The 12,942-nt window shown below is 39.2% G+C and carries 6 protein-coding genes; 2 read left to right on the forward strand and 4 right to left on the reverse strand.

Annotation, left to right across the window (positions count from 1 at the left end; all coding sequences use genetic code 11):
• Positions 1-47 precede the first annotated feature (47 nt).
• From QNI22_RS15915 to QNI22_RS15925, 3 genes are all read right to left on the reverse strand, one after another.
• A complete protein-coding gene (locus tag QNI22_RS15915; protein ID WP_314512068.1) occupies positions 48-6,239 on the reverse strand; it encodes an alpha-2-macroglobulin family protein in 6,192 nt (2,063 codons plus the stop codon).
• 130 nt (positions 6,240-6,369) lie between these two features.
• Positions 6,370-6,669 carry a hypothetical protein gene (locus QNI22_RS15920; protein WP_314512069.1) on the reverse strand — a complete coding sequence of 100 codons (300 nt, stop codon included), beginning with the start codon at positions 6,667-6,669 and terminating at the stop codon, positions 6,370-6,372.
• A gap of 439 nt (positions 6,670-7,108) precedes the next feature.
• On the reverse strand, positions 7,109-10,057 hold the full coding sequence (locus QNI22_RS15925) for a DEAD/DEAH box helicase (protein ID WP_314512070.1): 2,949 nt from the start codon (positions 10,055-10,057) through the stop codon (positions 7,109-7,111).
• Between the two features lie 216 nt (positions 10,058-10,273).
• On the opposite strand from QNI22_RS15925, the gene QNI22_RS15930 reads away from it, so the two are divergent.
• A complete protein-coding gene (locus tag QNI22_RS15930) occupies positions 10,274-11,182 on the forward strand; it encodes a S66 peptidase family protein (protein WP_314512071.1) in 909 nt (302 codons plus the stop codon).
• A 13-nt stretch (positions 11,183-11,195) separates the two neighbouring features.
• Here QNI22_RS15930 and QNI22_RS15935 read toward each other — a convergent pair whose 3' ends face one another.
• The gene (locus QNI22_RS15935) at positions 11,196-11,537 is read right to left on the reverse strand and encodes a hypothetical protein (protein WP_314512072.1); all 342 of its coding nucleotides are present in this window, start codon (positions 11,535-11,537) and stop codon (positions 11,196-11,198) included.
• Positions 11,538-12,104: 567 nt separating this feature from the next.
• Here QNI22_RS15935 and QNI22_RS15940 point away from each other — a divergent pair.
• Positions 12,105-12,842 (forward strand): polyprenol monophosphomannose synthase, encoded by a 738-nt coding sequence (locus QNI22_RS15940; RefSeq protein WP_314512074.1) that lies wholly within the window; start codon positions 12,105-12,107, stop codon positions 12,840-12,842.
• Positions 12,843-12,942: the final 100 nt, after the last annotated feature.

Genomic DNA, 12,942 nt, shown 5'->3' on the forward strand with positions numbered 1-12,942 from the left:
GCAGATAGAATTTCTGCAAGGGCTTTTTTGTTAGACTTCTCTTAGTACTATTTCGCAATCTTCACCCGCACACCTTCTGAGTGACTGCTAAATTCGGGTGCGTACATACACTGAATGGTGCTTATTCCATTTGAGAAATCTCCTTTCTGAGAAACCCGCAGCGAATATTCAAACACATAGGTTCCTTTAGGTAAATATCCCATAAAGAAATTGGTAGCCAGATCTCTTGGGCTTTCATAATACCACAATCCATCCTGATATTTACTTCGGGAAATAGTTTCTACAGGTTCAAATCCGGCAGCACGCATATCTTTCAGATGCACATATTCCATTGTACGATCAGTTCTTAATTCTATGCGTACTTTCACCAGATCTCCTACTTTGAGTTCTGTTCCTTCTGTAATAGGGGAAATAACAGGTCCACGGTCTGTATTCGTTTGTAAAAAAAGTTGCTTTTTCAGTTTTAATGGAGTTTCAGCAGGAGTAATTTTATCCAGTTGCTCAAAATACTGCCAGTATACTGCTCCCCAGGCAACTCCGTCTGCTGGTTTGGAAACTGTGATCTTACCCATGTCTGGTGTAATTTCGTTCCCAGTCCAGGCCATTTTGAAGTAACCTGTACCTGCTTCCACTTTTGTAGCATCCTGTTTCAGTGGATCTATTTTCTCTTTGCCTACACTTACTTCTACCAAACGATCGTCTGCCAGTGCATCACTTCCTCTACGCAACAGAGCATAACAAGCTTCCGAAGTGGCTTTGGTCGTCTTCCAGTCTTGTGTCTGCTTTTGCTTTAGTAACCAAACCTTCAACTCATCTACAGCTTTTTGATCATTGGCAACTTCATCGTATACTTCAATCAGTAATGCCTGAGTTTCGATTGGAGCCTGATACCAGTAGTAACCATATTCATTTTTCCAGTACATTCCCATCTCTTCAGACTTCAAAGCCCGTTCATTCAGCGACTTGATAATGGCAGCAGGAACTGTCTTGTCATTAAAACGATGCAGTGCCAGTGCTACCATGCCTTCCATATAGGTATTATTGTTCAGCCAGTATTTCTTAGCCTGTCCCAGATAATAATTGAAGGCCTCTCTGTATGCACTATTTACTTCTACATCTTTGAAGTAACTTCGTGTATACAAATAATGGTATTCAAAGTATCCAATGTGTTTCTCTTCCAGTTTGATACGACCTTTTTTAGCTTCCGCTTTCAGATACTCATAGTCGTTATGCATTTTACTATCAAGGAAACCTATTGCCTTTTGGGTCATTTGCCAGGTACGATTGTCTTCACGTACTGATTTCACCCCCAAGGCATCCAGATGTCCCAAGCCTGACACAATGTGCTGCGTCATATAACGATCTTCAGGAAAACCGGGGAACCAGGAGAATCCACCACTGGAAAGCTGTGCCTTCTGTACTTTATCCAGTGCACGCTCCTGCTCATCTGCCATACGGTTAAGATCAAACAACAAAGCTACATTCCGCTTACGCTGGCTTTCGTCTTTGGCATTGAGTACCCAGGGAGTTTCTTCCAACAGCGCTGACTTCAGTTCCTGATTTTTTTCCAGGTTTGAAAGCAACGCATCTGGCTGATAATTCTTCCAGGTATCAAATACACGTTTGATTTTTGGATTGGAATTGGCAATATGTGATGCCATGCTGTTGGCGTAAAAACGGGAGAAGGTCTGCTCTACACATTCATACGGATACTCCATCAGATAAGGTAGTGCTTGTACAGCATACCATGCCGGATTAGAAGTAAACTCTAATGTAAACCGATGACTTTTCAGTGTTTTAGAGTTATTGTTTACCAGTTTTTCCAGCTTGAATTCTTTGGTTTGCTTGCCTCGGATTGGCAAAGGCATTGTTTCTGTAACCAGCATGCGGTTGGTTACTACAGGTAACACCATAGATTCTCCATCTGAAAAATCGCCAGCTTTGGCAACTACTTTATATGAAATAGCCTGAATACCTTCAGGTATAGCAATACTCCACTCTAAACTAGTGCTTTGTTTGGCTTTCAGCGAAAAACTCTTCTGACTCTCTGTTTTACTAGTCAGCAAAGTAACAGGCTGCATGGTAAGAGCATCAAAAAACTCCATTTGGGCTTGCCCATTCAGATCTTTATCAGATAGACTGGTAATCTTTACAGCAAACTGCATCTTGTCGCCTTCCCGGAAGAAACGAGGCTGATTAGGAACTACCATCAAGTCCTTCTGGGTAACCAGTTCCTTAACCACACTACCGGACTGCAACTCTTTTGTATGGGCAAAACCCAGCATCTTCCAGCGGGTTAATGCTTCCGGAATGGTGAAGTTGATACTAATCTCACCTTTATCGTTTGTTAACAAATTTGGATAGAAGAAAGCCGTTTCACTAAAGTTTGTCCGAACTTTAACATTGGACATATCTACTTCATTGGTTTCAATTCCTCCTTTTACACTATCTTGTTTACGCGAAGAATTTTTAGCATCAGAATCCGCAACTACCGCAGGTGCCGCTTCTGCCATTGCCAAATCAGCTGATTCTTCTTCTTCTTTCATAGCAGATTTTTTTTGCTTCATCATGGGTGCGCCAGGCTTTGCATTCTCCATTGCCATTAAACCTTTACTTCTATATAATCTACTTCCTCCACCAAAATAATAGCCAAACCAGTTCAGGTTATCATAAGACGGTCCGGAGTAGCTCCGATAATCTGAACGGCTCCACTCTTTCTGAAAACTTCTGAAATCGTCTTCTTCAAATCCATTCTGACTTTGCCAGCCTAACCGACCAGACACAGCATTGTAGAAACTGGCATACCAACCATGTGGACGGAATACATCCAGTGATGCATCATATAGCGTAGCCACCATTTCAGCCATTACTTTATCCGCTTGTTTGCCAGCCAGTTTTAACTTCCATTGTTCCTGTTGTCCAGGTTGAAGTTTGTCACGGAAGGTTTCAAATTGAATATCCAGTTGCTTATTTGTATACGGCACTACAATGGTGGTATTCTCTGTATACAACCTGCCATCCCGGACAAAACTATAATGAACCATAATATTGCCACGATACTCCTCTTTTATAGGTATTTCAAACCGATGTTGTTCATTTTTGAGTGTTATCCATTCCTGTGAAAGAATCTTACCGTCCTGTTCTACTTCATACAACATCTTTGCTTTGTCTGTAGCTGTACCAACCAACAGTATAGCCTTTTCACCTGGCTCTGCTGTAGCCTTCAGACTGGATGTTTCAAACATAGTTGGATAAGCTAATGTTTTTCCATCGGAGTCCATTACAGTAAAATAGGAGGTTTCCTTTACTGCCTGTCCGTATTTATCAGTAGAAGTAATTTCCAGTTGGTATTTGCCCAAACTCCAGCTCTTCAGATTGTTTACGGCAAACTCTTTTGCTTCACTGGTATTGAAATCAATAGACAGCACTTCCTTTTCTTTCTCCCATTTATAAAAATTTGACTCTTCGGCATATAAGTCCTGAGGGAACAGTTTATAGTACTCTTCCTGAGAGAAAATATGTTTGTCAGGGCGTTCCCAAAGACGTTCGCGGAAAGCACGGGAAGGATTTTTTAACTTCCAGATCTTAATAGTACCTTTTGCTGCTTCAAACTCACCAGAAAGATTAGTGGTACGAATAGCCCATTTCTTTTCCAATGCCTTTGCATCTGCTTTGTCTATATCTGGTGCGTCTACTCCTACTACCAATGCCTTGTATCCTACACTTACTATCATCTGGGAACTATGTGTTTCACCATTGATATCTGTCACATCTGCATATACTTTGTAATCAAATGTAGGATCAGATGATTTGTCAATGGACTCATCCGGAATAGCAGTAAACGAAACCTGAAACTTACCTGTAGCATCTGTCTGAGTTACACCATGAGTAATCTCCATTTCAGGAGAAGTGGGATAATACCCTCTCCAGTACCACCACCAGATAGGGAATCGTGCAGTACGAACAACCCGATAGGCAACCTGTGCGCCATCTATATTGGCTCCTGAATATGCTTGTGCAGTTCCTTCTGTTTGAATTGTTTCCCCCAAACGGAATGACCCTTTCACCAGATTAAATTTTACTTCAAACTTAGGGCGTTTGTATTCTTCTACCGAGAAATAAACAGTGCCTATTCCCGATACATTCAGGTACATTTGCCCCATCAATCCTTTGGAAGGAGTAGTAAATGTTCCGCTAAAGGTTCCATACTCATTGGTAGTTACCGTTTGTGTAGCTACAACCTGATGGTTTACATCATGGAAAGTAACAGTTGTAGTATAGTTAGGAAGAATCGTGGAAGTCCTTCCATCGGTATTGTGTACCAAACCTTTGTAATACAAGGTTTGTCCAGGACGATAAATAGCCCGATCCAGAAACAGGATGGCATTTGTATGTGTTTCAGCTTTGCCATGCGGATACTGATACAGATGAGTTCCATAGTAACCTTCATCATCAATATCCCGCATGCTTAGTTTATCTTTCTGAGTACTAAACTCAACAAAGAAATTACGGTCGTCATAGCTTTTGGCATTGCGATAGGGAACCACAAATCTTTCTTTGGCATCTGTCACATATACATTCTCTTTGTTGTATACATAATCCTGTAGCTTGGAACTATATTTTTGTACAAATACCTGAGCCTGTACACCAGCCATAGGCTCCCCTGTCTGACGATGCAATACAAAAAACTCTGTACTACCTTCATCCAGATTACGGTGTATATAACTAAGTGAAGAGATCGTAGTGAAAGCATAAGCCAAGCCATTTTTAGTAGTTTTAAAATCTGGAGTATTACTTAGCAAAACCATATATTCGCCTTCTGCAAGACCATCCAGTTTTATCTCTACACTATGAGGCTGATACTCTTTGTCATCTGATAATGTGTATTTGCCTGTTTTCAGAGCTGGTTTGGCTGTAGACCACTCCAGAAACTTTTGCTCCTGATCTACATTATAGTTATTACGCCACTTCATTCGTTGCGCATGCACTTCTTCACGATTCACTTTTACGAGACGCCAGTGTACCTCTGTTACATTGCGGTAAGTAACTAACGTACGAAAAGGCAGATTGGGCAAGTTAACCTTCTCTACTTTCGCAGCTAACAATTTCTGCTCCAGAGAGATTTGCAGATTATGACATAAAGCAGCGCCATCCGATTGAGGGAAACGTTTTTTTGCCTGCTCACAAATCTCATACGCCTTCTTCAAATCAAATTTATGCTCATCAGACTGTAAAGGTTTATACTGACCACCTTTTTCTACCCATACCTGAGCAATGGCATGAGTGATATGAGTTGAAACAGGATTTTTGATTGTTTTTTCTTCCAGACTTTGTAAGGCAGCCAGATACAATTCATTTTTAGTGGTCAATGTCAGATGTTGTTTCACAAAAGACAGCCTTTCTATATCTAATGTAACCAACGCATCCGGATCTGCGTCCTTCAAATGAAACCGAATCAGTTCCTGGTAGATCTGTAAAGCATGGAATTTCTGAGAAAGTGTATCCTGTGATGTCAACTGTAGATTTGCGAAAGACTGTGCATCTTTCAGATAGTCTCCGGAACTGATTGTAAAGGAATAAGCAGGTTTGGTAATTTCAACTTCCTCACTAGTATAAAAACCCAAAGCCCGATGTGCCAGAAAGTCATAAAGTGTAGGACGTACTACTCTTCCTTCGGTGTTTCCACTATGCAAAACTTCCTGATATACATCTATTTTTAACTTCTTTGATTCCTCAGCATTTTGTAAAGCCAACTGGTGTTCATGAAAAGTCTCCTGTATAATTTTATCCAGACCCCATGTTTCAATATCCTCATTGTTAAAGTTTACTGTCTCACTTCGATTACGAAATCTCCAGCGGTTATTGGTGTAATAATTCCAGTACATCTCTGCCAGCATGGAATGCAGTACAGGCTTTACCAGAAAGTCAGCAAAAACAATCTGCGTTCGTAATTCATTGATATTCTTAACAAACGCATTCTCTTCTTTGTAATCGGTAAACTTAAACTGGTGAATAACAGCTTTGACAAGTTGTGCAGAGTTTTTCTCAGTTTTAGCCTTCTGAAAGATCTCATTGACTACTTTCAAAGCTGATTCAGGTAATCCTTTGTCTTCAAATTGTTGTACCTGTTTCCAAGCACCTGAATAATCATAATTGGGCATAGAGGTTTTGTTTTGTGCGTACGCAAAAAATGTAAACAAAGCTGGTATAAGTGTAATAATAAGGTTTTTGTACAACATACCCTGTAAAGGTTTGGTAACTGAATGGGTGTTATTTTATGAAGGAGTTTGGTTCTGTATGAGTACTATACAGGTTAGTCACCCTTGTGAGGCAATCGTTAACATACAGACTCTACTAATAGATTCAAAATTATTTTTGATTCCATAAAAGAATTGCCTGTAAGGTTTGTGGTGTTTCTTTTTTTCTTCTTTCTTCCTGTCCTTCTGCAAGAAACTTCCCGCCACAGCAGGAAAAGTGTGACAAATAATGCCTTCTTTGGTTTCTGAGAGATAGAATACTCTCCAGTCTCGGCCATCGGTAGTGCCATGTCTGTTCATCATGGAGGAAGATCATTACAGAAAGACAAAAAAGGGTTGTTTCCTGAGTGGCATCCTTACGTCGATAGAATTGGGTATTCACCTGAACCAAAGACACTTTCTTTATTTCCAAGAAACATAGGTGACAAGATAAGATACACGAGTTCTCCCCTACAATGTTCCTGTTTGATGCGCATAGTCTTATGCAAGCAGCAGTTTTGCAGTGAATTCCATTCAGATTCTGCTTGTGTGTTGAATAATGCGCAAGAAGAAAAAGTGATCGGAATTCCGTTCAAAAAAAGTTTGCCGTGAGTTATGCGCAAACATAAAATTGATCGGAGCTCTGATCAAAACAGAAAATGATCGGAGTTAGATGCAATCTCTTCATTGATTGAACAACTTGCCTTCCCTTTCGAAAAAATAGTTTGCTGTGAACTATGCGCAAATCAAAAATGCAAGAAAAATAAAGCCATATCATTCTATCTGCATTTTTAACGCTGACAGAGTTTTGATAAAATATACTATTTCAGCAGAACCCTGGTCAGTGTTAAAAAAACCTTTAATTTCTTCTATTAATCAAGTAATGTCAAAATATCTTCTTTGGAAAGTGACTTCACAAAGGATTCCTCTGTTGTGATCAGATCACCAGCCAGACGCATCTTGTGTTGCTGCAGTGCCAGTATTTTCTCCTCAACCGTATTTTTAGTAATAAACTTATAGGTAAATACCGTCTGCTGCTGTCCTATTCGGTGTGCTCTGTCAACTGCCTGAGCCTCAATAGCAGGATTCCACCAAGGATCTAATATGAATACATAATCAGCTGCTGTAAGATTAAGCCCCAGGCCACCGGCTTTGAGCGAAATCAGAAATACTGGGATATCCTCGCTCTCCTGAAACAACTCTACCTGTCCACGCCGATCTTTGGTTTGACCGTCCAGATAGGCATAAGTAATATCCTTTTTGTCCAGATGATGTCTAATAATATTCAGATGTTTTACAAACTGACTGAATATTAAAATCTTATGATTTTCACTAATACCTGTCTCGAGGCGATGAAGTACATCCTGCAATTTACCTGAGCTACCTGCATAGCTAGGGTCAACCATCTTGGGGTGATTGGCAATCTGGCGCAACTTGGTAAGTCCCTGGATTAACAGCAACTGAGACTTAGCCATTGCTTTCTCATCTATATTCTCCAGAATCTTATTCCGGAAATAAGATTTAGCTTCTTCGTAAGCCTCTTCCTGATCAGGCTCCATCTTACAGTATTGAATGTGCTCTATTTTCTCTGGCAGATCCTTAGCTACCTGAGACTTATGTCTACGTAAGACAAACGGTCGGATAATGGCATGTAAACGTCTCAACTTCTGATCATCATTTCTCTTTTCAATCGGAGTCAGAAATTCATTCCGGAAAAATTGCTCATTACCCAATAGACCCGGATTGACAAACGACATTTGTGACCATAAATCCAGCGTACTGTTTTCGATAGGTGTGCCTGTCAATACCAGGCGGTGTCTACAATGCAGTTCGCGTACTGCTTTAGCTACATTGCTCCCAGGATTTTTAATAGCTTGTGACTCATCCAGAATCACATAGTTGAAGAAATATTTTTTTAGCTGCTCGATATCAATACGGACTATACCATAAGAAGTAATAATCACATCATAGTTATTGAATTGCTCTACATTTTTATCACGTTGTGTACCAATGTAAGTAAACACTCTCAGATCAGGCGTAAACTTCTTGGCTTCCAGTTCCCAGTTGTAAACCAGCGAAGTAGGTACAATAACCAATGAAGGCTGATCAGGGTTACTCTCCTTCTGAGATTGCAACATTGCCAATGCCTGACTGGTTTTCCCCAACCCCATATCATCTGCCAGACACCCGCCAAATCCATATTTTTTCAGGAAGTGCATCCAGTTATACCCGGCTTTCTGATAAGGACGAAGCTCTCCTACAAACCCTTGAGGCATGGGTTGGTCTTCCAGATGTTCAAACGTTCGTAACTGTTCCAGCTTATTGCTGATGGTTACCTGAGCAAGATTTTCACGGTTCAATTCGGCCACCAAAGCCAGATGATGTTTACGGATACTTACGGTATCACCTCCATCATGATTCTCTGAAAAAGCAATCAACTCCGAATACTGAGTAAGCCATACTTCCGGAATCACTGCAATTTCGCCATTGGGTAGTGTAAACTCCCGCTTTTTACGTAGAATCAGATTCCGAAGCTTTATAAATGGCATCTCGTACTCCCCAAACCGTACAGTAGCATAGATATCAAACCAGTCACGATTTTCGTTGATCTGTACGTTGATACTACTATTTCCTATAAAGTATTTTTTGCCATTGTTAGAGCTCTGCTGCAGTTCAAAACCAGATTCTTTTATCAATTCACTATATTCATGCAACCAGGTAAAGGCTTCGGCTTTAGGCAACAACACCCGGCCATGTTTTAATTCCAGTCCTGTTCTCTTTAGAAATTCAATGTTCTCTGTTTCCAGTTGAGGCTTTCTACGAATTCTGTGAAAAATATATGAACCATTGCTTTTTTCCAGACTTACACTCACTGGAGCACCTGTTTCTGAAGCTTTAAACGTAGAATGTCCATACCGGAATGATAGATCAAACAAAATCTGGCTTTCGCCATCATCTTCCTCTGCCACTGCCACATTACTTCCTTCATCAAAAAGCGAAAGAGCGGTTTGTTTGGCTGTATGAAATTCAGTAAGCAATAGCAAAGGCTTAGGAGCATAGCCTTCAGATTGAATCTCAAACCCTTTTGCATAGACGTCAAAAGAAGCAATAAGAGGTGCCACAAACTTTTGATAATAGGTTTCCTCTACACTTTTGGGAATAATAATATTGCTTCGATTCAAAAAAGGGCGAAGTTTTTTACCATCTACCTCTTTCGCAAAACTATACAGTTTGTCATTGAGTACCATCCATGCGGGTTCGTCACATACAATGAAAGCATTCTGAAACTGAAAGTTCACTTTCTCACCTGCATATTTGATGGTAGGAAAATATACAGTCTCCGTTTCATTCCGGCGAAAGTGAAACAGTACTGTTGCTTTTTCAGAAAGTAACTCCAGTTGTTTCCAGGTCGGATTGCCATCACTACCCATAATAAACACCTGTTTTTCTGTCAGTCGCTCCAGAATCTTTGACTTTTGTGTGTCTACATATCCTTCAATAGCCTGTTGCAAATCTTTATCACCTTTCTTAGAATCATAGGTTTTAAGAAAGAAATCGGTAATGCTGATCTTTTTATTATTAAATTTTCGGTAGATAACATCCTGTTGAAGAGAATCCGTCCATTCAATCAGTTGAAAATCGGTTTCGTCGAGTCCTGCCGAAAACTCATCTGCATTTTTCGAAGAAATATTCTGACATTTAAGAGTAAGGGTTCCTTTTTCATTTAGCTGTACGACAAAACTTTCGAATAAATAGCCTAAATATTCGTGTTGATAGATAGAGTAGACAATTTGAAAAGGTTCGGAAGTCGAAACGTTCATAATTGGTTAGGGCAAATGCGTCGCAAAATCTGAAAATTACGGCAAAAACCCTTTCCGTGCAACTGAAATTTTACGTTTTTTGCACAATCTTATGTCAATGGCTCCTCTGGAAAGATAGTAGGGCAGTAAGGATGAAAGAAGATAAACAATTTGGTAATCAAAAAAACATTTTAGACTTGTACCTTGTAATACCACATAAGGACAGATAATTTTCCTATGATTCAACCACCTTATCTACAAAAAGGGAGTAAAGTTGCGCTGGTTTCTCCAGCCAAAACAGTATCTCGTGAAAGTGTGTTGCCGGCCATTGATATACTTAAAAGCTGGGGACTAAACATTGTCATTGGAAAATATGCTTTTGCCGAGCACTTTCAGTTTGCTGGCACTGACAGACAACGTACAAAGGATTTGCAAAGAATGCTGGATGCCCCGGAAATCGAGGCGATTTTTTGTGTACGGGGAGGCTATGGTACAACAAGGATTATTGACAATCTGGACTTTACACGATTTCAGCAATATCCCAAATGGGTTATAGGCTATAGTGATATTACCGCATTGCATTTGCATATACATACTCTCGGTATACAAAGTGTCCATGCTACTATGCCATTGCTTTTTACACGTGATTCAGAACAATCCATTAAATCTCTCAAAGTTGCATTGGGTCTGGAGACAGCTCCCACATTGAACTATTCCTCTCTTACAATCAAACGAAAAGGAACTGCTAACGGTCAACTTATTGGAGGAAATTTATCTTTACTTGTTAGTTGTATTGGAACTTCATCAGATGTAGATACAACTGGAAAAATTCTGTTTCTGGAGGATATAGATGAGTATCTCTACCACATTGATCGTATGATGATACAACTAAAACGAGCAGGTAAATTACGAAATCTGGCCGGATTAATTGTTGGACACTTTACAGCAATCAAAGACAATGAAAAACCTTTTGGGAAAGATGTTAATGAGATTATATGGGATGCAGTAAAAGAGTATACCTATCCGGTATGCGTTGGTTTTCCTGTTGGACACGAACCTGAAAACCATGCCCTTGTTTGTGGTAAAACTGTACAACTTATTGCTACTGCTAAACAAGTGAGCATTACCCTATCTGCTAGTTTGTAAATATGCATTTCATTCAGGAAGCATGAACTGCATTAGCAGAAGCATTTAGCTTTGTTACCAGATCATTTAATGCATCGAGCCAGGTTTTCCCTGTACCAGATATATGCAACTGCCGCTCTTCATCATAGACATTTAGGTAGACAGTTGTACGAAACAATCCTTTTTTTTCATCAAAAAACTTAGTACCTTCCATAGGTCTAACTACCTTAAATCCTATCTCCTGAAGAATCTCTACAAGATTTTTGGGCATTCGCCGCAAAAAATGCCAGAACTTTTTTTCTTCTGGAATACCAGCAAAGGTAAAATCGTTAAAAAGAACAAATGTATTCTTCTGTGGATAGTAAATAAGATGCATTTTCCCTAGCTTTTGGTTGGTTTGAATATGCCTTTTATACAATTTTTACAGTATCATACTATCATCATTTATATGACAGTTTCCTAGGCTTTCGAAAAAGTATCTCAAAGATACTTACTTAATTATCTTTAGAATAGTAAATGTAAGATATTTCACCTTTTTGTTTCAAACTAATTATCATAAAGAAATCCTAAATAAACTCCTGTAATTCTGCCAAATATTATAGAACAAATACAATTTATTATTGTATTTTAAAAATCCCCTAGAAGCAATTAAATCTTTTTCAGGTAACAGATATAAGGTATATATACACAATAACTAAAAGTATGCCTGCTGACGCTTGATGTATGAAATACAGAAAGAATACAGGCATTTATTTTCGGCATATGGCAGCTTATTTGTTTACTTTGAGCATCATCTATTTAACGAATTATCTGTCCATACCCCTTTCTATCGCACTTTCACCTTTTTGTATATATTGTTTTTTATAAAGAAAGTAGGCGTTATTCTGGAAAAAAACTAGATTTGCAGCTTGGCTATCTTATAACTATTGATTCTTTGTTCTCAGTGAAAGAGTGCATTGTTGTTATCCCAACCTACAACGAGATTGAAAATATTGAAGAGATTATCAGGGCAGTATTTGTTCTCCCTGTTTTATTTCATATTCTAATTATAGATGATGGATCTCCGGATGGAACGGCAAAGAAGGTACAGGAGCTTCAAAAAGAATTTCCAGGTCGGTTATTATTGGAACAAAGACAGGGCAAACTAGGGCTGGGCACTGCCTATATTCATGGCTTTGGGTATGCATTGCAGCATGGATACCAGTATATTTTTGAGATGGATGCAGACTTTTCCCATAATCCACAGGATCTGGTAAGACTTTATCAGGCTTGTAAGGACGAAAGATATGATCTTGCCATAGGCTCACGCTACATTACAGGTGTTAATGTTGTAAACTGGCCAATGAGTCGTGTGCTGATGTCTTATTGTGCAGGTAAATATGTTCAGTTTATTACTGGAATGCCTATTCGAGACGCTACAGCTGGATTTAAATGTTATCACCGGAAGGTGCTTGAAACCATTAATTTAAATAAAATCCGCTTTGTAGGGTATGCCTTCCAGATAGAAATGAAATTTTCTACATGGAAGTATGGTTTTAAAATCAAGGAGGTGCCCATTATTTTTACAGATCGAGCTAAAGGGCAATCCAAAATGTCAATCAAGATATTTAGGGAAGCAATCTTTGGTGTAATACAGATGAAGATCCGGAGTTGGTTTAAGAGCTATAATAGTGCAGTATAATAAATATACCAATTTATTGTACTATATCTAGCATCACTTGGGAAGTAGTAACTTTTTTTCTTTTTTGTCGTTCAAATCATGATAGATTCCTATTGAATAT

Source organism: Xanthocytophaga agilis, from assembly GCF_030068605.1.
GTDB lineage: Bacteria > Bacteroidota > Bacteroidia > Cytophagales > 172606-1 > Xanthocytophaga > Xanthocytophaga agilis.

What these genes read in the sequence shown, in the direction of transcription:
- QNI22_RS15915 (WP_314512068.1), bottom strand. Translation starts at nt 6,239, where the DNA reads ATGTTGTACAAAAACCTTATTATTACACTTATACCAGCTTTGTTTACA.
- QNI22_RS15925 (WP_314512070.1), bottom strand. Translation starts at nt 10,057, where the DNA reads ATGAACGTTTCGACTTCCGAACCTTTTCAAATTGTCTACTCTATCTAT.
- QNI22_RS15930 (WP_314512071.1), top strand. Translation starts at nt 10,274, where the DNA reads ATGATTCAACCACCTTATCTACAAAAAGGGAGTAAAGTTGCGCTGGTT.
- QNI22_RS15935 (WP_314512072.1), bottom strand. Translation starts at nt 11,537, where the DNA reads ATGCATCTTATTTACTATCCACAGAAGAATACATTTGTTCTTTTTAAC.